We start from the raw sequence: 23,298 nt of genomic DNA, 5'->3' as shown, positions 1-23,298 counted from the left end.
TAATTTTTAAGATTTAATATCTGTGCCTAGTCGCTGTAAATAAGCAATAATAGCTATAATTTCTCTTTTCTCTAAAGGAATAAATTTTTCTTTTTCTACTTTTTTTTGTTGATTAATTTCAATTTTTAAATTGGGATACTCCTTATAAATATCAGACACAATTTTATTTGCTTGATGATCCATATCTTGATTCACATTCTTTATATATTCCAAAGTGTATGGAACTCCTAATTTAACCATTGCTTTTATTTTTCTTTCTGTATTAGATCTGTCCAACTTATTATAAATTAGCCAAGGATATCTTGGCATAATGGATCCAGGTGAAGTCGATCTAGGATTAGACATATGATGATAATGCCAAGAATTAGGATTTTTTCCTCCTTCTCTAGCCAAATCTGGTCCTGTTCGTTTAGAACCCCAAAGAAATGGATGATCATATACAAATTCTCCGGCTTTAGAATATTCTCCATAACGAACTACCTCATCTCTAAATGGACGTACTTGAGCACTATGACAAGCATTGCACCCTTCTCTAACAAATAAATCTCTACCTTCTAATTCAAGAGCTTTATAAGGTTTAACATTATGAATAGTAGGAACGTTCGATTTAATCACTAAAGTAGGAATTATTTCTATGAATCCTCCAATGGCTACTGCTATAAAAGAAAGAATCGTTAATTGTATTGGCTTTCTTTCTAACCAACTATGAAATTTTTCATCTTTCTCTTTTATACTTCCATAAAATGGATCGCATTTGAATTCTTCATTATTGATAGAATAACCTTTTTGGATTGTTTTAAAAACATTATAAATCATTAAAACAAAACCTAAAAAGTAAATCATTCCACCTATAAATCTAATTTTATAAAATGGAATAATGGACAATACTGAATCTAAAAAATTTTTATAAGTTAAAGTCCCATCAGGATTAAATTTCTTCCACATCATAGATTGTAATATAGCTCCGAAATACATAGGAAAAATATACAATACAATTCCTAAAACACCTAACCAAAAATGAATATTAGCCAATGATATAGAATATAATTTAGTATTCCATATTTTTTGTGTCAACCAGTATATGACTCCAAAAGCCATAAATCCGTTCCATCCTAAAGTTCCTAAATGAACATGAGCTATAACCCAATCTGTGAAATGTCCAATGGAATTCAAAGTTTTAGTAGCAAGCATAGGTCCTTCAAAGGTAGCCATCCCATAACAAGTAATTCCCACTACAAAAAATTTTAAAATAGGATTTTTTTTTACTTGATTCCAATCTCCTCTTAATGTCAGTAATCCATTTAACATTCCACCCCAAGAAGGAGCAATTAACATGATTGAAAAAATAGTCCCTAACATTTGAGCCCAATTAGGAAGCGATGTATACATCAAATGATGAGGCCCTGCCCATATATATACAAATATTAAGGACCAAAAATGGATAATAGAAAGTTTATAAGAAAAAATAGGTTGATTGGATGCTTTCGGAACAAAATAATACATCAATCCCAATATAGGGGTAGTCAAAATAAATGCAACAGCATTATGGCCATACCACCATTGCATTAAAGCGTCTTGTACTCCAGCATATATAGAATAACTTTTAAAAGATAAAAGAGATATAGGTAACTCAAGATTATTAAATAAATGTAACATAGCTACAGCAACCCATGTCCCTAACAAGAACCAAATACTAACATATAAATGTTTGATTCTTCTTTTCAAAATAGTTCCTATCATATTAATTCCATAAACAATCCAAATCAAAAAAACTCCTATATCTATAGGCCACTCATGCTCAGCATATTCTTTGCTAGTGTTTATTCCTAACAAAAAAGTAATCCAAGTAGAAATAATAAATATTTGCCATCCCCAAAAATGAATCCAACTAAGAATATCACTAAAAACTCTAGTCTTTAACAAACGTTGTAAAGCATAATAATATCCTGTAAAAATTATATTCCCAACAAAAGCAAAAACAGCAGTACTAGTATGTAACATTCTCCACCGTCCAAATCCCATAATTCCTTGAGAATCCTTAAGTTTATTTCCAAAAATAAATTCAGGAATTTCAGGAAAAAATAACAACAAGGCTATAAATAATCCAGCTAAAAATCCAATGAGCCCCCAAAACATTGTAGCGTATAAAAAAGCTTTTACAATACGATTATTGTAATAGTATGATGCATTTATTAATTTCATTAGAAAATCATTATTTATTTTCAATATCATCGATTAAGATCCGAATTCTAGGAGATTCATAATCGTCGAATTGTCCAGAATAAAGACTAATTAAAAAAAATATGAGAAAAAATGCTCCTAAAGAAATACTAGATAATATCATAATAATTAATATGTCCATAATAAAAATTTCAGAATTTTTTTTAAAATATAAATCTGCGTGAAATCAGCCAAGTAGATACAATAGAAAAAAAAATAACAGAAAAAGAACTTAAAGGCATTAGAATAGCTGCTATAATAGGCTTTAAATTACCGGTTACAGCAAAAAAAATTCCTACAATATTATAAAATAAGCTAATCATAAAATTGACAATCACTAATTTGCTAGATATTTTGGATATTTTCAAAAATAAAAAAATTTTATTCAAACAATCAGATTGCATAAAAGCATCACAACTTGGAAAAAAACTAGTTGGATTTTCAGACACAGCAACTCCTACTTCACTTTGATTTAATGCTGCACAATCATTTATTCCATCTCCAAACATCATTATTTTTTCTCCTTTTTTTTGTAATTTCTTAACATAATTTAGTTTATCTTCTGGATTCTGATTGAAAAGAACTTTACCAGACTTTGGCAAAATAGATTTCAAGTATTTTTTTTCTAATTCATTCTGATCTCCAGAAAGAATAATTATTTTATATCCTTTCAAATTTTGAAAAATCTTCTTTATTCCTTTTCTATAATAATTTCTAAATAAGAAATAACCTATAAATCTTTTATTTATAGAAATGAAAACTGTTGTCTGATTTTTATCATTTATTGTTGTCTCAATTCCTAAATATTTTTTAGATCCAATTTTAACCGGCATATTTTTTATAATTCCTTCTAATCCTTGTCCTATGATTTCCTTAAAATTTTTTACAGAATAAAAATCTTTTATAGATAATTCTGATAAAATCCTTTGACTTAAAGGATGACTAGAATTTTTTAATAAAGAAGCTACAATCTTTTTTTCCTCATATTTTATTTTTCCTATAAAAAATATTTTTTCTTTATTTGGATCAGTTATAGTTCCTGTCTTATCAAAAATTAAAGTTTTTATTGCAGAAATTCTTTCCATTGTGAAAATATCTTTGATATAAAAACTCTTTTTAGAAAAAAAACGTATTATATTTCCGAATATCAATGGAGTAGAAAGAACCAAAGCACAAGGACAAGTGATGATTAAAACTGAAAAAGTAGTTTGAAATATCTTTGTAATATCATTGTTAAAGTACCAATATGTTCCAGTTATTATAGAAATCATCAAAATAGTAGGAGTAAAATACTGACTGAATCTAGTGGATATTGAATTTAAGTAAAATAATTTTTTATGATGATTAAATTTATTTTTATTCCACAATAAACTTAAATAACTATGATCCACATTTTTAATCACTTTTAGAAAAATAGCTTCTCCTTTTTGTTTAGAACCAGCATAAATCCGATCTCCTATTTTTTTATTTATCAAATAGGATTCTCCTGTAATAAAACTGTTATCTAAAACAGCGTCTCCTTTCATGAGGATGGAATCGGCAGGAATAATTTCTTCATTTCTAATTAGAATGGTATCTCCTTTTTTTAAAGAAGAAAGTAAAATTTTTTCTTCTTTTTCATTGTCATGTATTTTTGTTATTAGAACTGGATAAAAAGACTTATAATTCTTGTCAAAAGAAAGGATACTATTATGAGTATAAATTTGAAACATTCTACTCACAAGTAAAAATAAGGAAAAACTAGAAATACTATCAAAATATCCAGAACCTAAATCAAAAAAAATTTCGTAACAACTCCATAAAAAAAGAACTAATAATCCAATAGAAATAGGAACATCTATATTCAAAACATGTTTTTTTAATCCCAAAACGGCATATTTAACATGATCTGAAAAAGAAAATATTACAACCGGCAAAGATAAAAATAACATTAAATAACGAAAAAAGTTCCTATTTTCCAAGAACCATGTATCTTGATAAGCCCCAACATATCCTGGAATAGCCAAAAGCATAATATTTCCAAAACAAAAAAAGGAAATAGCTAATTTTCCTATTAATTTTCTATCAAATGTGTTCGTTCCCCTTTTTTCTATTGATTCAAAATTAATAGAAGGGCTATATCCCATCTTATCAAGAAGTCTAGCTAAATGACTTAATTTCAATTCAACATTATTGAATGTTATACAAATTTGTTTATTTGAAAAATCAACAGTAGATTCCAGAATGTTTTTATGAAATTTAGATAAACTTTCTAAAACAAAAACACAAGAACTACAATGAATGGAAGGTATTAAAAAACGAACACTCGTAATATTATTATGATTAAAATCAATTATTTTTTCTGCAATTTTTTTCTCATCAAGAAAATCAAAAAAATCATGTTTCTTCATAATAACTCATTCCTGATTAATTAGGTTTCCTGTATATATTTTTTGTATTCTTCCAAAGACATTAATCTATTATATTCTTCTATATCTAAGACTTCTATTTGTATAATCCATCCTTCGTTATAAGAACTTTTATTAATAAGTTCTGGTTGGGATAATAATTTTTTATTGATTTCAAGGATGCAACCTGAAACAGGCATAAACAAATCTGAAACAGTTTTCACCGCTTCTATTGTTCCAAATGGATCTCCTTCTTTTATTTTTTTTCCTATTATTGAATTTTCTACATCTAGATAAACAATATCTCCCAACTCATTTTGAGCAAAATGAGTAATTCCTACATAAGCTTTTTTGTTTTTTGAGATTTCTAATCCTATCCATTCATGATTTTTACTGTACCTCAAATTATTAGGGTTCATACATATATTATTTTTTTTTTGTACAGTTTAATTTTTTCTTAATCAAAAGAAAAATTTTATAGACAAGATGTATTTTTTTCTTGAAAAAAGAATCGTTTTTTTTATTCTTTTGCATGATAGATGTCAAATAAAAATTGATTCTTTTTTCTATTCCACAAGAATTTTCTTCATCGAACTGCCATAGCTGGTATTTTTCTATCTGATCAATTAACAAATCTGCATAATTTAATGACGTAGCATAACCTGCTTGTTTCAGTTCCTCTGCCCAAGATTGATAATCATTTTTTTTTAAAAGAAATAATTTATAATAACGTGGTTGTTGCAAAAATTTAGAGTGATCCTGAAAAGATTCTCGTACAGAATTATATTTCCGAAAACATTCTTTTGGAAGATCATCATTATGGTAATAAGTATCTCCCATCCATCTTTTTCCACATTTAATTCCAAAATGATTATTCGTTGCTTTGGATAATAGGCTATTTCCACTAGAAGATTCTAAAATTCCTTGTCCCAATTTAATACTAGCTGGTATTCCAAATTTTTCCATTTCTTCAACAGCAAAAACAGCATATTTTTTAATGTATTCAATGACTCTTTCTATTTCTGTTTCTTTTGAGAAAGACGAAAATAAAGACATCAAAAAGAATAATACAAAATAAAAAAATTTTTTCATTTTTATTAACTTTCGATGGACAAAATTACGTTTTTTTATAAAAATTTAGAAATTTTTAGAATCAAGTAAAAAGAGTCCATGAAAAACCAGTTCTAATAAATAATTCTTTTTTGTTAAGAGATCTATAAATGGAATGAAATCCTATGTTTTGAATACTAATATAAAATATGGTTCTATATATTTTCAAATTTAAAAAATAATCTATAAAAGGATTTACTCCAATTTTATTTGGATAACATTCTTTTTCCGAAGGAAAAAGATGAATATCAAAAGGATAATAAATTTTTTGATAATAAAAATCGCTGAAATAATGAACAGAAATTCCCGTTTTTATTGATAAAGCCTTATTAAAATAATTATCTTGATAAGATATAGTACTTCTTGATAAGAAATTGGGAATGGAAAAAATTAATGGATCAGAGTTATATTTTTGATACAATAAAAGATTATGAAATTGAAATTTCCATATGTCTTGTGTTGTTTTTATTTTTAATCCGTATGATTGGACATACTTACGATATAAAAATTTTTCCATTTCTTTTTTTTCGTCTAAAAAAGAATGATTTAATCTAGAAATATAAAAAGAAACATGAAAATTTTTTTTATAAAACAAAGAAAAATCTATTGTTTTTTCTTTATCAAAAAAAAGCATATTATTTCGTTGATTATTATAACAATCTTCATTTTCTTTTAGAATAGAAAGATGAATAAAATCAGGAGAAACATCTTTATTTTCAGAAATATACAATTGACTTGAAAAATCAAATTTTGAAAACAAAAATGTATTGAATTTCATATTCATTTGAAAATATGTTTTTTTCGAATTATTATATGTCCATTTACTGTGTGAATGAAATTTGAAAATATTATTAATAGGATAATTTATTTGAGTTTCTATAGAAAAATTGTTTATATACTTATTTTTAGGAGTTATTCTATTGTTATACTCATTGAGTAAAAACAATTGATAATGGATTTTATCGAAAATAGATCCTACCTCTATTTCAAATTTATTTTTTTTAAACATTAAGAATAAACCATTTTTCAAATCAAAATGATTGATTTTATTTTTTTGTTCAGAAAAAAAATGATTTTTAGAATATTTTTCATATTCCATATAAGTTTTTAAAAAAAACAATTTATTTTTTTCAGGAAAAATTTTTTGAATAAAATTTATGTAAAATCTGTTATGAATAAATTTTTTTTGATCAAAAAAAACATTTTTATAATTCTTAATATTATTCCATTTGATGACTTTTTCTCTTTCTTTGATAAAAAATTTTTGGTAAATATAATGTCCCCATAATTTATAATCATCTTCATCTTGCTCATCCTGATAACTAAAAGTAGTTAGTAATAAATCTTGATTTTGATCAAAATCAAGATTATTCTTCAAATTAAGACTCCTATATTCAATAGAATAATTGATTTTTTCATTTGGACTTTGAGAAAAAAAACCACCCAATCCTCTTTTTTGAAAAAAATCACTTTCATAAAAAATTTCTGAAAGAGGAGTTTGAACATCAAAATATTGAATTTTTTCACGATAAAAAAAAGGATCCTTGAAAAAAAGCATTTTTTGAGAATGATATAAGTTTCTCTGTGTAAGATTATTCCTATTAGGAATCAATAAATTATTTCCATTTCCTTGATTATAAAAAAATCCAAAATTATCATGTTTAAAAAAATTATGAGAATAATATTTTTCAATAGAAAAAGATTCTATGTTTAATAAAGTTTTTTTTAAATTATTTTCCTCTGTCCAAAATCTGTAATCCTGATAAGTAGGAAGATAAAAATCTGCATGATTTTTTTCTATCTCTAGATTAGTAGAATCTGTGTTCAGATTCATTATTTTTTTTTCTATCGCTTCCATAGAATAAGAAAATAGAAAAAGAAAACAATAAAAAATGAATATTTTCATATAATCGAATTATAAATTGCACTATTTATAATTAATATCCATAGATATAAAAATTTATTTATATTTGCATAAGGTAAATGTCATTTCTCAAGTGATGGTATTCTTACAATTAATTGAGGGGAGATGTTATCCCAACAATATTTACATTTGCGAGGCTTGTCTTTATGACGGCCTTTTTTTTATCATGTAAAAATACCATATGCCATGTTTAAATTTAATTTTAGAACTATTCAGAAAAAAATTTTAGCTGATAGTACTACACCAATAGAATTATATTTAAAACTAAGAGATATTTTTCCAAATACGTTATTGTTAGAATCTTCTGATTATCAAATCTACAAAAATAATTCTTCTATTCTTTGCATTAATCCAATTTCAGAATTTATTCTAAATAAAAATGTATTGCGAATATCATATCCAAATTGTGTTCATAAACATATTTTTATAAATGATCGATTGGATATACAAATTTTCATTGAGAATTTTTTCAAAATATTTGAAAATGAAAATCCTTCTATTTCTTATTCTGGTTTATATGGATACATATCTTATGATAGTATTCAATATTTTGAAAAAATTCAGTTTCATGCTCCAATTAAAGAAATATATCATCTTCCGCAAATACGATTTGGTTTTTATAGAAACCTAATTGTATTTCGACATTTTCACAATGAAATTGATTTAATTGAACATCAATTTATTAACATTCATCGAGATAAAAAAACTTGTATAGATCAATTAGTCGAATTCATAAAAAAGAAAAATTTTCCTTCTTTTCCATTTCAATCGGTAGGAAATCGTTCTTCAAATGTGACGGACATGGAGTACAAAAAAATGGTATCTAAAGGAATAAAAGCTTGTTTACGGGGAGATGTTTTTCAAATTGTATTATCTCGCCAGTTCCAACAGAGATTTACAGGAGACGAATTTAATGTATATCGTGCTTTACGATTTATCAATCCTTCCCCATATCTTTTTTATTTTGATTATGGAAGTTATAAATTATTTGGTTCTTCTCCAGAAACACAATTAATTATTAATAATCAAATAGCCTATATTAATCCAATAGCAGGAACTATACGAAGATCAGAAGACGAAGAAAAGGATAAGAAATTATCTGAAAATCTGTCTAATAATCCAAAAGAAAATGCAGAACACGTCATGTTAGTAGATTTAGCAAGAAATGATTTGAGTAAAAATTCTTCCAATGTAAAAGTAGAAGAATTTAAAGAAATTCAAGTTTTTTCTCATGTTCTACATATGGTATCTAAAGTATCTGGAAAATTGGAAGAAAATATATCTATTATAAAAGTATTTGGAGATACTTTCCCTGCAGGAACTTTATCAGGAGCTCCTAAGTATAAAGCAATGGAGTTGATAGACAAAATAGAAAATCAACATAGAGGAATATATGGAGGAGCTATTGGTTTTTTTGGATTGAATAATTATTGTATGAATACAGCTATAGTAATTCGTTCTTTTGTTAGCAAAAATAATACTCTTTTTTTTCAAGCTGGAGCAGGAATAGTTTCTGATTCTAAAGAAGAAAAAGAGTTAGAAGAAGTAAATAATAAGCTAATGGCCTTATTTAAAGCTATAGAATTAGCTAAAAATATATGAAGTATTATGAATAAAATACTGATTTTAGATAATTATGATTCTTTTACTTATAATCTTGTTCATGCTGTAAAAAAATTAACAAAAAATACTGTACAAGTATCTAGGAATAATGAAATTAAACTTTCTGACATAGAAAAATATAACAAAATTATTCTTTCTCCAGGACCTGGAATTCCTGATGAAGCACATATTTTAAAACCTTTAGTAAGAACTTTTGCTTCCACTAAAAGTATTTTTGGAGTTTGTTTAGGACAACAAGCTATAGGAGAAGTATTTGGAGCAACTCTTCTTAATACAAAAGAAGTTTATCATGGAATAGCTAGTTCTATAAAAATTGTGGATCCAAAAGAAATTCTTTTCCAAAAATTACCTAGAAAGATCAAAGTTGGTCGTTATCATTCTTGGATTATATCTCCACACAATTTTCCTGAAGAACTTCAGATTACAGCTATTGGAGATAAGGGTGAAATCATGGCTTTACGTCATAAATTTTATGATGTACGTGGAGTTCAATTTCACCCAGAATCCATTTTAACTCCATATGGAGAAAAAATAATAAATAATTGGTTGAGTATAAAGTAAATATGATAAAAACATTAGAAAATCTTTTTTTAGAAAAAACTTTAACAAAACAGGAGGCTAAGAATCTTATTATGGAATTATCGAAAGGAAAAATTAATAAAACCCAAGCGGTGGCTATAGTTACTATATACAACATGAGAACTCCTACATTAGAAGAAATAGCAGGTTTTAGACAAGCATTAATGGAATTATGCATCAAAGTAAATCTAACAGAATTCAATGCTGTTGATATAGTAGGAACAGGTGGGGACAGAAAAAATACCTTTAATATCTCTACCTTAGCATGTTTTATAGTAGCAGGAGCAGGAGAAAAAGTAATTAAACATGGAAGTTTTGGTTCTTCCTCGATTACTGGATCTTCAAATCTATTAAAAGGGTTAGGATATCATTTTACTAATAAAGAAGAAAATTTAAAAAATCAATTGGATAAAGTTGGAATTTGTTATTTGCATGCACCTATATTTCATCCTGTTTTAAATATTCTATCTTTAGAAAGAAAAGAATTAGGAATTAGAACTGTTTTTAATACACTTGGTCCACTTATCAATCCAGGAGAACCGAAAAATCAATTATTAGGAGTTCATAATTTAGAATTAGCCAGAATTTATTATTATATGTACCAAAATACAAAAAGTAATTATGCTATTATTCATAGCTTAGACGGTTATGATGAAATAACACTTACTAGTGATATGAAATGTTATACTCCAAAAGGGGAAAAATTATATTCTGTAGAAGAATTGGGAATAGGTCATAAAAATAAGATTAAAGTGAATCCTGATGAATTAAAAGGAGGTAAAAATACAGAAGAAAATATTCGTATATTTATCAGTGTTTTATCAGGAGAAGGAACTATAGCTCAAAATGAAGTTGTTTTGATAAATGCTACGTTTGCATTGAGTTTACTCAATCAGGATAGTCTTGAGAATAATTATGATAAGGCAAAACGATCTTTAAAAAGTGGAAAAGCAAAGAATATTCTAAAAAAATTATTGAGCTTATGAATATTCTTGAAAAAATAGTATCTGTTAAACGAAAAGAAGTCTATAATAACAGAATATTCCGTCCTATAAAAGAATTAGAAAATAGTTTTTTCTTTAAAAGAAAAAATTTTTCTTTGGTGAAAAGCCTAAAAGAGAGCAAAACTGGTATTATTGCGGAATTTAAATACAAATCTCCATCCAAAGGAGTTATAAACAACATAGTTTCAGTAGAAAAAGTAGTTAAAGATTATGAGTCATCAGGAGCTAGTGGAATATCTATTCTTACAGACCAAAATTTTTTTTCTGGAAAAAATGAAGATTTAGAAAAATCACGTTCTATAGTTTCCATTCCTATACTCAGGAAAGATTTTATTATAGATGAATATCAGATTATAGAATCTAAATCTATAGGAGCTGATGTAATTTTGTTGATTGCTGGGATTCTTTCTAAAAATCAAATAGAAAATTTTTCTAAACTTGCGAAAAGCATTGATTTAGAAACTATTATTGAAATACATAATGAATTTGAAATTGATAAAATAACAGAAGGATTAGATATTGTGGGAATTAACAATCGAGATTTGAAAACTTTTATTGTCGATTATGATAATTGTTTAAAATTATCTTCAAAAATTCCTGAAAATTATATAAAAATAGCAGAGAGTGGGATAGATAATGTAAATCTTATTCTTGAATTAAGAAAACAAGGATTTGAAGGTTTTTTAATTGGAGAATATTTTATGAAAAAAAAAGACCCTGGAAAGATTTGTCAAAATTTTATAAAATCTTTATTTGAAATCAATTCATAATGAAATACAAATCATTAAAAATAAAAATATGTGGTATGAAATTTCAAATACAAAAAATTTCCGATTTACTACCTGATTTTATGGGATTTATATTTTATCCTAATTCACCTCGATTTGTAGGTTTTGATTTTTTTATTCCAAAACTAAAAAAAAAAATATTAAAAATTGGAGTTTTTGTGAATGAATCAGAAAAAAATGTATTGGAAATAAGTAAAAAAAATAAATTAGATTTTATTCAATTGCATGGGACAGAAAGTCCTTTTTATTGTGAAAAATTATTCAAAAAGAAATTAAAATTAATTAAAGCTTTTAGAATAGATGATTTTTTTTCTTTTAAAAACATGGAAAATTACATTCCTTTCTGTACTTATTTTCTATTTGATAATAATACAATTAACTATGGGGGGAGCGGAAGAAAATTTTGTTGGAAAAAACTTGATGAATATAGTTTTGAAATTCCATTTTTTTTAAGTGGAGGAATTGGAATAAACGATTTTGATAAAATTAAAAATTTTTCACATTCAAAAATGTTCGCTGTTGATGTAAATAGTCAATTTGAAATTTTACCAGGAAAAAAAGATAACATTGCATTAAATGCTTTTATAAAGAAAATAAGAGAATTATGAAATATTTTGTTGATAAAAATGGATATTATGGAGAATTCGGAGGGGCTTTTATTCCTGAAATGTTGCATCGTAATATAACAGAATTACAGAATAAATATAAAAAATTTATTACAAGTTTTGAATTTCAGAAATCGTACAAAGAAACACTAAAAAATTATGCAGGAAGACCAACACCTTTATTTTTTTGCAAAAAATATTCTGATAAATATCAAGCTAAGATTTATCTCAAAAGAGAAGATCTAAATTACACAGGATCGCATAAAATTAACAATACTATAGGTCAAGCGTTATTGGCAAAAAAATTGGGTAAAAAAAAGATTATTGCTGAAACAGGAGCTGGACAACATGGAGTAGCTACTGCTACTACTTGTGCGTTAATGGATTTAAAATGTATTATTTTTATGGGAGAAACGGATATCCATCGTCAATATTCTAATGTTCTTAGAATGAAATCTCTTGGAGCCGAAGTTATTCCTGTCTCTAGTGGAGATAAAACGTTAAAAGATGCGGTTAACGAAGCTATTCGTTATTGGATTAATCATCCAGAAAGTTATTATTTAATAGGTTCTACAGTTGGTCCTCATCCTTATCCTCAAATGGTTGCAGATATTCAGTCTATTATTAGTGAAGAAATTAAAATGCAGTTAAAAGAAAAAGAAGGAACTTCTTTTCCTAATTATGTAGTTGCTTGTATAGGAGGTGGAAGTAATGCTGCAGGATCTTTTTATCATTTTTTGGATAATGATTCAGTGAATCTTGTAGCAGTGGAAGCTGCAGGATTAGGTATAAAAACAAAAAAAACAGCTGCAGCTATTCACTGTGGATCTAAAGGAATATTACATGGAAGTATGACAATGCTTTTACAAGATGAAGATGGTCAAGTTATTCCTGCTCATTCAATATCTCCTGGATTAGATTATCCGGGAATAGGACCTATGTTTGCTAATCTTTTTGTAAAAAAACGTGTTAATTTTTTACATTCTACGGATGAAGAAGCTTTGCGAGCAGGATATGAACTGACCCGATTAGAAGGAATCATTCCGGCTTTAGAAAGTTCTCATGCATTAGCTGCACTAAAAAACATCCCATTTAAAAAAATGGATGTGGTCGTTGTTACTCTATCTGGTAGAGGGGATAAAGATATCAATGTTTACGATAAATTTTTTACCAAATTTTCAAGAAAATGAACAAAATACATAATTTATTTAGAAATAAAAATGAGAACATATTATGCATTTATTTTACAGCTGGATTTCCTAATAAGAATAGCACTGTAAAAATAATAAAAATATTGCAGGATCTTCCTGTTGATTTAATAGAAATAGGTATTCCTTATTCTGATCCTTTAGCAGATGGAATGATTATTCAAAAAAGTAATCAAATTTCATTGAATAACGGAATGAATGTTTCTTTATTATTTTCTCAAATAGAACAATTCAAAGAAGAAATAAAAATACCTATTATTCTTATGGGGTATTATAATCAATTTTACAAGTTTGGAGAAGAAAAATTTTTAAAAAAATGTAATGAATCAGGTATCTCTGGATTAATTCTTCCAGATCTTCCTGTTGATTGTTTTATGGAAAAATACCAAAATCTATTTAAAAAATATTTATTATCAATGATATTTTTGATTACTTCACAAACGGATTCATCTAGAGTTTCTATGTTAAGCAGAATGACTGATGGTTTTTTATATTTGGTTTCTTCCAATTCAACAACAGGAAAAGTTAATGATTTTTTTGGCGAAGAACAAATATCTTTTTTTAAACGCATAAAAAAATTGTCTATAAATGTTCCTAAATTAATTGGTTTTGGAATAAAGGATAAAGAAACTTTTGATTTATCATGTCAATACGCAAATGGAGGAATTATCGGAAGTTCTTTTATTCAATCATTAAATGAAAATCAATTGGAAGAAAGCATTAAAAAATATATAAAATCTATTAGAGAATAGTTCTTTCTCCAAAAAGAGAGGTTCCTAATCGAACAATCGTACTTCCATATTTTATTGCTATGTTATAATCTCTACTCATACCCATAGAAAGTATATGATGGCCATATTTTTTTTTGTACTCATTATATAATTTACGTAAATACGAAAACTCATTGTAAACTTTTGTAAGTTCTTGAAAAGAAGCCATTCCCATTATTCCTATTATTTTTACGTTATTCATCGATTTATAAATTGTATTTTCCAATATATTACAGGCTTCTTGATCGGTTATTCCCGATTTACTTTTTTCGTTACAAATTTTTATTTGCAAAAGACAATTAATAATTCTATTATATTTTAACGCAATTTTATTGATTGTTTGAATTTGTTCTAATTTTTGAACACTATGAATTAAATGAATAAAAGGTATTATATATTTTAATTTATTGTTTTGAATTCTTCCAATCATATGCCAATGAATATCTTTAGGCAATTTTTTATATTTTTCCATCATTTCTTTAACATAATTTTCTCCAAAATCTCTATGTCCTAATTTGTATAATTTTTCTATGGAAGAGATATTTTGATTCTTAGATACTGCTAAAATTTTTATGTTTTTTGGAATCAATTTTTTTATGGAAAAAAATCTATTTTCTATCATGACGAAAATTTTCTTTCGAATTCTTTCATGATTTCAATTAAAAATTGAACACTTTTCAACGGAAGGGCATTGTATATGCTGGCTCTATATCCTCCTAAAAATCTATGTCCATCTAGTCCAACAATATTTTCTTTTATCCACATTCTATTAAATTCTTTTTCTAATTTTTGATCCTTTAAAAAAAAGGAAACATTCATATTAGAACGATCTTCTTTATGTATTTTATTTTCAAATAAATTATTTTTATCTATTTCATCATATAACAATTTAGCTTTATGTTCATTTTCTATTTCTAAAATAGAAAGACCTCCTTTATTTTGAATCCATTCCAAAGTTAACATGGAAGTATAAATAGAAAAAACGTTTGGAGTATTTAAAATGCTTTTATTTTGTATATGAATTTTATAATCCATATAAGAAGGAATGTTTTTTTTTATTTTTCCTAAAATATCTTTTTTCACTATCACAATAGTCATTCCAGCAGAACTTACGTTTTTTTGTGCAGAAGCATAAATTAAACTGAATTGGCAAAAATTTAATTCCCTACTAAAAATATCGGAAGACATATCACAAACTATTGGAACAGATGTTTTAGGAAATATTTTCATTTGAGTTCCAACAATTGTATTATTAGATGTGCAATGAAAATAATCTACATGATATGGAATTTGATAATTTTTTGGTATATGTGTATAGTTTTGATCTTTTCCGGAAAATAAAATTTTTACTTTTCCAAATTTTTTTGCTTCCTTGATAGCATTATTGGCCCAAAATCCTGTATCTAAATAAGCCGCTTCTTGACCCATTAAATTATATGGAACCATTGAAAATTGCAATGAAGCTCCTCCTTGAAGAAATAAAATAGCATATTCATCATTTAAATTCATCACTTGTTTTACTAAACAAGTAGTTTTTTCTATTATTTCTAAAAAGTCTATACTTCTATGAGAAATCTCAAGTAAAGATAAACCGGTCCCATTAAAATCAATTACAGATTGAGCTGATTTTCTGACAACTTCTTTGGGTAAAATAGAAGGGCCTGCATTGAAATTATGTATTTTCATAAATAGAACAAACTAATTCTTTTCAAAATTAAAAAAAATACTAATTGAAATTGTAAGACTAATAGGCAATAACTCAATTATATTTTTATGCCTAATATTTTTTTCGTTTTTTCTGTTACCTTAAATCTATCATCTAAACGATTTTCTACAATCAAAATAATATCCCCATTTCCATTAATTAATAACCATGTTTGTTCCTTTTCTAAAAGAGAAAATTTTTTTTCTTTATAATACTTACTTAATTTTTTTTTCCCTTTCATTTTGAATGGAAAAAAAAAGTCACCTTTTTTCCATGTTCTTAACAGCAATGGAAATTTAATTTTGTCAAAATCTGCAAGAAACATTTTTTCTCTATCTTCTTTTTTTGGATTAAAAAAAAATTTTACATCAATGGGGAAAGGAATCTGATAAACATTTTTTAGATCCTGTATCACATAAGTTTTATTTTTATTTTCTAATAAGAATTCACTGGAAACTAAAATCCAATTATTTCTATTTTTAATAATACGATATTTTTTTGATATAAGTTGCTTTCCCGATTGCGCATCAATAAGATATTTTAGACTGTTGACATCGTTAAATCCATATGGAGAAAATAATTTAAATAAATAAAAGGATAAAGGTTTCAATTTTTTTATTTTCTGACATTGTATTTTCCAAAAAAATGGATCATTTTTTTTTTCCACTGTAATTTCATGATATACTTTTTTTATTTTTTCTTCTATTAAAAAATTTTCATCATTTAGATAATCTATGGTTTTTTTAAAGCCCTTATAAAAAAAAGATGAAAAAGAGGAAAATTGGGACAAAATTAAACGAATCTGATTTCTCAAATATTTAGTTTCTTGATTACTGCTATCCGATCTCCATTTTATATTTTTGATTTTAGCATAATGTAGAATTTCTTTTTTAGTGAAATAAGAAAGAGGACGTATGAATTTTTCATTTTTTTTTGGAATACCTAACAATCCTTTAATTCCAGTTCCTCTCAAAATGTTTAGTAAAAAAGTTTCTATAGAATCATTAAGATGATGTGCTAACACTATGTACTCATACGAATTTTTTTTTAATAATTCAGAAAACCAATCATATCTAAGTTTTCTGGCAGCCATTTGTATAGATAACTTATTTTTTTTAGAAAAATTCAAAGTATCAAATTTTTTAACATGACATATGATACTTTTTTTCTTGCAAAAGTTTCTTATAAAAACTTCATCTTCATTAGATTCTTTATTTCTTAGCGTGAAATTACAATGAGCTGCTTCTAATTCAATGTTAGAAAGATAAAGTAACACATTAATGAGAACCATACTGTCTAATCCTCCACTTACAGCTACACATACTTTTTTTTTTGTTTGAAATGAAAAATATTTTCTAATTTTTTCTAGAAAAACATGATCATATGTTATCATTTTCTGATACATTTAATAATTTCTTTAACTATATCATTTTTAGATTTTTCACTTGCATTAATTTTTTCATAAGATTTTTCATAGAAATAAATTCTTTGTGACAAATGCTTCATAATAAATTGAAACAGTTCATTTTTTGATAAATGAGCAATCAAAGGTCTTGTATTTTTTTCTAAAAATAATCTTTTAAATAGAGTATAACTATTTGTTTTTAAATAAAATGTTTTTGAATATTTATTCAACAAATAAATATTGTTATAAAAACAAGGTGTTCCTCCTCCAACGGATAAAACATATTCATCTTTCTTTTTTAAAACTTTTTTTAGCATCAAATGTTCTTTTTTTCTAAAAAATAGTTCTCCTTTTTTTTTAAAAAGATTATAAATTGACTCTTTTTTACTTTCAACAAGAATAGCATCTAAATCATAGAAATCAAAATTTATTTCCTTAGACAATCTTTTTCCTATAGAAGTTTTTCCACATCCCATGTATCCTATTAAAGTGATTTTCATAAAAAAATAAATTTATAGTATATTTGTTTTTTCAATGACTATTTTGATTAAGACCTGATAGCTCAGCTGGTAGAGCATTACACTTTTAATGTAAGGGTCCTGGGTTCGAATCCCAGTCAGGTCATTTCTAATACAGCAGGACAATGATCGGAAAACTTTATATCCGACAATAAGTAAGCTTTTCTAATTTTTTCTTTCAAAGAAGAGCTAACCATAACATAATCAATCCTCCAACCTTTATTATTTTTTCTAGCATTAAAACGATAATTCCACCAACTATAATGATGTGCTTCTTTAACACAGTTTCTAAAACTATCTATGAATCCTAAATCTATAAAATGAGTCATCCATTCTCTTTCTTTTGGTAGAAAACCTGAAACCCCTTGGTTTTTAATGGGATTATAAATATCTATTTCATGATGACAAATATTATAATCACCACAAATAATGAGATTATTCAATTGACTTATGATTTTTTTCACATGTGAAAAAAATTTTTTCATAAAAAAAAATTTAAAACTCAATCTTTTTTTCATGTTATTTCCTGAAGGAAGATAAAGACTAATTATTGACATTCTTTTCAGATCTACACGTAATACCCTACCTTCTTGATCAATAGAAGGAGATCCTATTCCGTACTCAACATGAATAGGTTTCTCTTTACATAAAATTCCTACTCCACTATATCCTTTTTTGATTGAAGGGAACCAATAATGATTATATCCTAATTCATCAAAAATACAGGTATTTATTTGTTTTGGAAAAGCTTTTATTTCTTGCAAACACAAAATATCTGGGTTGTTATTTTTAATCCAATCAGATAATCCTTTATTGATTCCAGATCTTATTCCATTTATATTATAACTAATAATTTTCATTTTTTTGTGTAAATTTTTATTTATTAGCAAACGAGACTTATAGGTTAATTATAAAATAATCAAAATAGTTTTTATATTTGCTGCGATGCATTAATTTAATCTACTACAAAAAGCTTACTCTTGTAAGCTTTTGTTATTTTTTCCTTATTATATATGGATAAACTTAAAATAGCTATTCAAAAATCAGGTCGTCTTTATGAGGACTCTATCAAGTTGCTGAAAGATTGCAGTATTGAAGTTAATATTGGTATAGATAAATTAAAAACAACTGCTCTTAATTTTCCGCTAGAAGTTCTTTTTCTAAGAGACGATGATATTCCTCAATATTTAGAAGATGGAGTAGCTGATATAGGAATTGTGGGAAAAAATGTTCTTTTGGAGAAAAGAAAGAAAATAAAAATAAAAGAGAGTTTAGGTTTTGGAAAATGCAGACTTTCTATAGCTGTTCCTAAATCTTTATTTTACAATAATATAGATGATTTAGATGGAAAAAGAATTGCAACAAGTTATCCTTTTTTAGTTCAAGAATTTTTTGAAAAAAGATATATCAATGCAGAAATTCACGAAATATCTGGAGCTGTAGAAATTGCTCCTGGGATAGGTTTAGCGGATTGTATTTGCGATTTAGTTAGCAGTGGGTCTACACTTTTTATGAATGGACTAAAAGAAGTAGAAACAGTTCTTGAGTCTGAAGCTGTATTGGCATCACATCTGCATCTAGGTTCTCCTCAAAATTTAATTATGGATAAATTATTATTTAGAATTAGAGCTGTAAAAAAAGCCAAAAATAATAAGTATATTTTATTAAATGTTCCTAACGATCGACTAGAGAAAATAATATCTTATCTTCCAGGAATTAAAAGTCCAGTTATTCTTCCTCTGGCGAATTCAGAATGTAGTTCGGTTCATTCCGTCGTCAATGAGAATGATTTTTGGGGAATTATAGAAAACTTAAAAGCACTTGGAGCACAAGATATATTAGTACTGCCAATAGAAAAAATTATATTATAAAAAATATGGATATGATTCAAGTGTATATTCATCCTACATACAAAACATGTCAATCTATTTTGAACAGATCTTCGCAGGAAATTTTTCACTTAACGGATTTGGTTATTCCTATTATTGAGAATATAAAAAATTATGGAGATACAGCCGTCAAAACTTATACAAGAAAATATGATAATGTCGATATAAAACGGATTCAAGTCACAGAAGAAGATTTTCAAAAAGCAAATATGAAAGTTTCAAGTTCTGTGAAAAAATCTATAGAGATAGCATATAAGAATATCAAATGTTTTCATCAAAAACAGATACATGAGGAACCAAAAATAGAAGTATCAACAGGAGTCTTTTGTTGGAGAAAATCTATTCCAATAGAAAAAGTAGGTTTTTATATTCCTGGAGGATCCGCACCTTTATTGTCCACTGTATTAATGTTAGGAATACCTGGTAAACTGGCGGGATGCAAAAATATTATTTTATGCAGTCCTCCAAATAAAAATGGAAATATTCATCCATCTATTTTATATACAGCTAAATATGTTGGAATAACTCGTATATATAAAGTGGGAGGAGTTCAAGCTATTGCTGCTATGGCTTATGGAACAGAAAGTATTCCTTCCGTCTACAAAATATTTGGTCCAGGAAATTCTTATGTGACAATAGCCAAGCAAATTGTATCACAAAAAGGAATTGTATCTATAGATATGCCTGCAGGCCCTTCAGAAGTTGTGATAATGGCTGATGAAAAAGCAAATCCAGAATATGTAGCAGCTGATTTATTATCTCAATCTGAACATGATCCAGAAAGCTATATCCTTTTGGTTACTATAAATAACAAATATTGGATAGAAAAAATCAAAGAAGAATTAGAAAAACAATTGTTTCATCTTTCTAAAAAACAAAATATTATAGAAAAATCTTTAAAAAAAAGTAAAATAGTTGTTTTTTCTTCTTTGGAAGAATGTATGAATTTTATCAACCAAGTTGCTCCAGAACATCTCATTATTAATTGCAACGATGCTTCTTATTGGAGTGAAAAAGTGATTAATGCTGGTTCTGTTTTTTTAGGAAATTATTCTCCAGTCAGTGTTGGTGATTACGCTTCTGGAACGAACCATGTGTTACCTACATATGGTTATGCAAAATCTTATAGTGGAGTGTCTGTAGATAGCTTTGTTAAAAAAATCACTTTTCAAAAAATATCCAAAAAAGGATTGCAAAATTTGTCGGAATGTGTAAATATTTTATCTTACGAAGAAGGATTGATAGCACATCAAAAGTCCATTAATATTCGATTAAAAAATGAATTTTAAATGCATGAACAATAGTAAAAACAAAGATTGTTCCAATTTTGATCTGAATTCTCTAATCAGAGACAATATTTTAAAAGTGGATCCTTATATATCCGCAAGAACAGAACATGATAAAGAAAAAAATTCTATTTTCTTAGATGCTAATGAAAATTCTTTTGGATCCCCACTATCTTATTTGAACTCTTACAACAGATATCCAGATCCTTTACAGAAAGAATTAAAGAAAAAAATATCTGATTTAAAAAATATTTCTCCATCTAAAATATTTTTAGGAAATGGGAGCGATGAAATTATTGATTTGATTTATCGTATTTTTTCTCGTCCAGAAATAGATCATTCTATAATTTTTCCCCCTACTTATGGAATGTATGAAGTGAGTGGAAAAATTCATGGTGTAAATATAATCAGAATTTCTCTTACGAAGGAAGAATATCAATTGAATTTAAAAAGAATAGAACAATCTGTTAATCAATATAGTAAAATAATTTTTATTTGTTCTCCAAACAATCCAACAGGAAACGATATAAAAAGAAAAGACATTGAAAATATTACAAAAAAATTTACAGGAATTGTTGTTTTAGATGAAGCTTATATTGATTTTTCAGATCAAAAATCCTTATCCATGGAAATTGATAAATATCCCAATTTAATTATTCTACAAACACTTTCTAAATCTTGGGGGTTAGCGGGTTTAAGAATAGGAATTGCGATTGCTTCTGAATCCATTATTCAATGGATGAATAAAATCAAACACCCATATAATATAAGTATTCATTCTCAAAAAATTGCTATTAAAGCTCTTGAAAATCGAGATTTATTTTTTTATCATTTAAAAAATATTCTTTCAGAAAGAAAATATATGAAAGAATCATTAAGAACAATTCCTATTGTACGTAAAGTCTATCCTAGTTCTTCTAATTTTTTGCTAGTAAAAATTAATTTTTCTTCAGAAAATCTTTATCAATATTTAATGGAAAAAAAAATTGTTGTTAGAGATCGTTCTAAAATTGTTTTATGCAATAATTGTTTAAGAATTACAGTAGGAACTCACGAAGAAAATGAGTGTTTAATAGATCAAATCAAAAAATACTCCAAAATAAAGATGTAATGAAAAAAATATTGTTTATTGATAGAGATGGGACTATTATACGAGAAAACCCACCTGTGTATCAAATTGATACTATTGAAAAAATCAGTTTTTATCCAAAAGTTATATTTTTTTTGTCAAAAATAGTGCAAGAATTAAATTATAATTTAGTCATGGTGACCAACCAAGATGGGTTGGGTACAGATCAATTTCCTGAAAAAATATTTTGGCCTATCCATAATCATATTTTAAATGTTTTAAGAACAGAAGGAATTAATTTTTATTCTGTTCATATAGATAGAACTTTTCCAGAAGAAAAATCTTTGACTAGAAAACCTGGTATAGGAATGCTCTCTACTTATTTACAATCAGATTTATACAATATTTCTAAATCTTTTGTTATTGGAGATAGATTAACTGATGTTTTGCTAGCTAAAAATCTAGGATGTAAGTCAATATGGATCAAAGAAAATCATCATAATAAAAATCTAACAAAAGAAGAAAAAGATTATTTATCTACTATAGAAGAAAAAGATCTTAAAAAAATAATATCCTTAAAAACAGATAATTGGGAAAATATTTATGAATATTTATCGTCTATTACTAGAAAAAAATTAGTACACGAACGGACTACATTAGAAACAAATGTTAAAATATCTATTTTTCTTCATGGAAAAGGAAGAGCTCATATACAAACAGGACTTGGATTTTTTGATCATCTTCTACAACAAATAGCATTTCACAGTTCTATAGATCTAAATATTCAAACAAAAGGAGATCTTTATGTAGACGAGCATCATACTATAGAAGATACTGGAATTGCTTTAGGAGAGATTTTTGATCAATCTTTAGGAAAGAAGAAAGGAATAGAACGTTATGGATTCTATTTCATTCCTATGGATGATAGTTTATCTACAGTCGCATTAGATCTTGGAGGAAGAAGTCAATTAGTATGGAAAGCAAAATTTTTTAGGGAAAAAATAGGAAAAGTTCCTACAGAGATGTTTTATCATTTTTTTAAATCCTTTTCTTTATCTGCAAAGTGCAATCTATATATTCATGCTACAGGAAAAAATGAACATCACAAAATAGAATCTATTTTTAAATGCTTTGCAAAAGCCATTAAAATGGCAATAAAAAAAAATTCTTCTAATAATCAAATTCCTAGTTCTAAAGGCCTATTGTAA

At 26.3% G+C, this 23,298-nt stretch carries 22 protein-coding genes and 1 tRNA gene; 12 read left to right on the top strand and 11 right to left on the bottom strand.

The window, feature by feature from the left end; translation table 11 throughout:
* Nucleotides 1-6 precede the first annotated feature (6 nt).
* From ccoN to H0H68_RS01115, 6 genes are all read right to left on the bottom strand, one after another.
* A complete protein-coding gene (gene ccoN, locus H0H68_RS01140) occupies nucleotides 7-2,202 on the bottom strand; it encodes a cytochrome-c oxidase, cbb3-type subunit I (protein WP_185853533.1) in 2,196 nt (731 codons plus the stop codon).
* A 10-nt stretch (nucleotides 2,203-2,212) separates the two neighbouring features.
* Nucleotides 2,213-2,362 (bottom strand): cbb3-type cytochrome oxidase assembly protein CcoS, encoded by a 150-nt coding sequence (ccoS, locus tag H0H68_RS01135; protein ID WP_185853532.1) that lies wholly within the window; start codon nucleotides 2,360-2,362, stop codon nucleotides 2,213-2,215.
* Between the two features lie 22 nt (nucleotides 2,363-2,384).
* The gene (locus tag H0H68_RS01130) at nucleotides 2,385-4,610 is read right to left on the bottom strand and encodes a heavy metal translocating P-type ATPase (RefSeq protein WP_185853531.1); all 2,226 of its coding nucleotides are present in this window, start codon (nucleotides 4,608-4,610) and stop codon (nucleotides 2,385-2,387) included.
* A 20-nt stretch (nucleotides 4,611-4,630) separates the two neighbouring features.
* Complete coding sequence (gcvH, locus tag H0H68_RS01125; RefSeq protein WP_185853530.1) at nucleotides 4,631-5,026, bottom strand: glycine cleavage system protein GcvH; 396 nt, start codon at nucleotides 5,024-5,026, stop codon at nucleotides 4,631-4,633.
* A gap of 7 nt (nucleotides 5,027-5,033) precedes the next feature.
* Complete coding sequence (locus tag H0H68_RS01120; RefSeq protein WP_185853529.1) at nucleotides 5,034-5,699, bottom strand: glycoside hydrolase family 73 protein; 666 nt, start codon at nucleotides 5,697-5,699, stop codon at nucleotides 5,034-5,036.
* A 61-nt stretch (nucleotides 5,700-5,760) separates the two neighbouring features.
* A complete protein-coding gene (locus H0H68_RS01115) occupies nucleotides 5,761-7,623 on the bottom strand; it encodes a putative porin (protein WP_185853528.1) in 1,863 nt (620 codons plus the stop codon).
* A 204-nt stretch (nucleotides 7,624-7,827) separates the two neighbouring features.
* Here H0H68_RS01115 and H0H68_RS01110 point away from each other — a divergent pair, with 204 nt between their 5' ends.
* The 7 genes from H0H68_RS01110 to trpA are packed head-to-tail and all read left to right on the top strand — an operon-like array spanning nucleotide 7,828 to nucleotide 14,200.
* Nucleotides 7,828-9,243 carry an anthranilate synthase component I family protein gene (locus H0H68_RS01110; RefSeq protein ID WP_185853527.1) on the top strand — a complete coding sequence of 472 codons (1,416 nt, stop codon included), beginning with the start codon at nucleotides 7,828-7,830 and terminating at the stop codon, nucleotides 9,241-9,243.
* A 6-nt stretch (nucleotides 9,244-9,249) separates the two neighbouring features.
* Nucleotides 9,250-9,825: an anthranilate synthase component II gene (locus H0H68_RS01105; RefSeq protein WP_185853526.1), complete on the top strand. Its 576-nt coding sequence runs from the start codon at nucleotides 9,250-9,252 to the stop codon at nucleotides 9,823-9,825.
* Nucleotides 9,826-9,827: 2 nt separating this feature from the next.
* Nucleotides 9,828-10,829, top strand: coding sequence for an anthranilate phosphoribosyltransferase (gene trpD, locus H0H68_RS01100; RefSeq protein WP_185853525.1), 1,002 nt, complete (start codon nucleotides 9,828-9,830; stop codon nucleotides 10,827-10,829).
* Complete coding sequence (gene trpC, locus H0H68_RS01095) at nucleotides 10,826-11,617, top strand: indole-3-glycerol phosphate synthase TrpC (protein ID WP_185853524.1); 792 nt, start codon at nucleotides 10,826-10,828, stop codon at nucleotides 11,615-11,617. The genes trpD and trpC overlap by 4 nt, the downstream gene beginning before the upstream one ends.
* A 35-nt stretch (nucleotides 11,618-11,652) precedes the next feature.
* A complete protein-coding gene (gene trpF / locus H0H68_RS01090) occupies nucleotides 11,653-12,243 on the top strand; it encodes a phosphoribosylanthranilate isomerase (RefSeq protein WP_238783973.1) in 591 nt (196 codons plus the stop codon).
* On the top strand, nucleotides 12,240-13,430 hold the full coding sequence (gene trpB, locus H0H68_RS01085; RefSeq protein WP_185853522.1) for a tryptophan synthase subunit beta: 1,191 nt from the start codon (nucleotides 12,240-12,242) through the stop codon (nucleotides 13,428-13,430). The genes trpF and trpB overlap by 4 nt, the downstream gene beginning before the upstream one ends.
* Entirely contained in the window at nucleotides 13,427-14,200 is a 774-nt protein-coding gene (gene trpA, locus H0H68_RS01080; RefSeq protein ID WP_185853521.1) for a tryptophan synthase subunit alpha, read from the top strand. Before trpB ends, trpA begins: the two co-directional genes overlap by 4 nt.
* On the opposite strand, the gene H0H68_RS01075 is transcribed toward trpA, so the two are convergent.
* The 4 genes from H0H68_RS01075 to H0H68_RS01060 form a co-directional block, all read right to left on the bottom strand.
* Nucleotides 14,190-14,840: a YggS family pyridoxal phosphate-dependent enzyme gene (locus H0H68_RS01075; protein WP_185853520.1), complete on the bottom strand. Its 651-nt coding sequence runs from the start codon at nucleotides 14,838-14,840 to the stop codon at nucleotides 14,190-14,192. The genes trpA and H0H68_RS01075 overlap by 11 nt on opposite strands.
* The gene (gene serC, locus H0H68_RS01070; RefSeq protein ID WP_185853519.1) at nucleotides 14,837-15,904 is read right to left on the bottom strand and encodes a 3-phosphoserine/phosphohydroxythreonine transaminase; all 1,068 of its coding nucleotides are present in this window, start codon (nucleotides 15,902-15,904) and stop codon (nucleotides 14,837-14,839) included. The genes H0H68_RS01075 and serC overlap by 4 nt, the downstream gene beginning before the upstream one ends.
* Nucleotides 15,905-15,981: 77 nt before the next feature.
* Complete coding sequence (gene tilS, locus H0H68_RS01065) at nucleotides 15,982-17,316, bottom strand: tRNA lysidine(34) synthetase TilS (protein ID WP_238783971.1); 1,335 nt, start codon at nucleotides 17,314-17,316, stop codon at nucleotides 15,982-15,984.
* Nucleotides 17,313-17,828 (bottom strand): shikimate kinase, encoded by a 516-nt coding sequence (locus tag H0H68_RS01060; protein ID WP_185853517.1) that lies wholly within the window; start codon nucleotides 17,826-17,828, stop codon nucleotides 17,313-17,315. Before H0H68_RS01060 ends, tilS begins: the two co-directional genes overlap by 4 nt.
* A 51-nt stretch (nucleotides 17,829-17,879) precedes the next feature.
* Here H0H68_RS01060 and H0H68_RS01055 point away from each other — a divergent pair.
* A tRNA-Lys gene (locus H0H68_RS01055) sits at nucleotides 17,880-17,952 on the top strand.
* Here H0H68_RS01055 and H0H68_RS01050 read toward each other — a convergent pair.
* Nucleotides 17,945-18,706: an exodeoxyribonuclease III gene (locus H0H68_RS01050; RefSeq protein ID WP_185853516.1), complete on the bottom strand. Its 762-nt coding sequence runs from the start codon at nucleotides 18,704-18,706 to the stop codon at nucleotides 17,945-17,947. The two genes, H0H68_RS01055 and H0H68_RS01050, sit on opposite strands and share 8 nt — an antisense overlap.
* A 153-nt stretch (nucleotides 18,707-18,859) precedes the next feature.
* On the opposite strand from H0H68_RS01050, the gene hisG reads away from it, so the two are divergent.
* The 4 genes from hisG to hisB are packed head-to-tail and all read left to right on the top strand — an operon-like array spanning nucleotide 18,860 to nucleotide 23,298.
* The gene (gene hisG, locus H0H68_RS01045) at nucleotides 18,860-19,717 is read left to right on the top strand and encodes an ATP phosphoribosyltransferase (RefSeq protein ID WP_185853515.1); all 858 of its coding nucleotides are present in this window, start codon (nucleotides 18,860-18,862) and stop codon (nucleotides 19,715-19,717) included.
* A gap of 11 nt (nucleotides 19,718-19,728) precedes the next feature.
* Nucleotides 19,729-21,024, top strand: coding sequence for a histidinol dehydrogenase (hisD, locus tag H0H68_RS01040; RefSeq protein ID WP_394366745.1), 1,296 nt, complete (start codon nucleotides 19,729-19,731; stop codon nucleotides 21,022-21,024).
* A gap of 4 nt (nucleotides 21,025-21,028) precedes the next feature.
* On the top strand, nucleotides 21,029-22,132 hold the full coding sequence (gene hisC, locus H0H68_RS01035) for a histidinol-phosphate transaminase (RefSeq protein ID WP_238783969.1): 1,104 nt from the start codon (nucleotides 21,029-21,031) through the stop codon (nucleotides 22,130-22,132).
* Nucleotides 22,132-23,298 (top strand): bifunctional histidinol-phosphatase/imidazoleglycerol-phosphate dehydratase HisB, encoded by a 1,167-nt coding sequence (gene hisB / locus H0H68_RS01030; RefSeq protein ID WP_185853512.1) that lies wholly within the window; start codon nucleotides 22,132-22,134, stop codon nucleotides 23,296-23,298. Before hisC ends, hisB begins: the two co-directional genes overlap by 1 nt.

It is taken from the genome of Blattabacterium cuenoti (assembly GCF_014251555.1).
GTDB lineage: Bacteria > Bacteroidota > Bacteroidia > Flavobacteriales > Blattabacteriaceae > Blattabacterium > Blattabacterium cuenoti_P.
The sequence above is the reverse complement of the archived record's forward strand: the minus strand, read 5'-3'. Positions and strand labels throughout refer to the sequence as shown.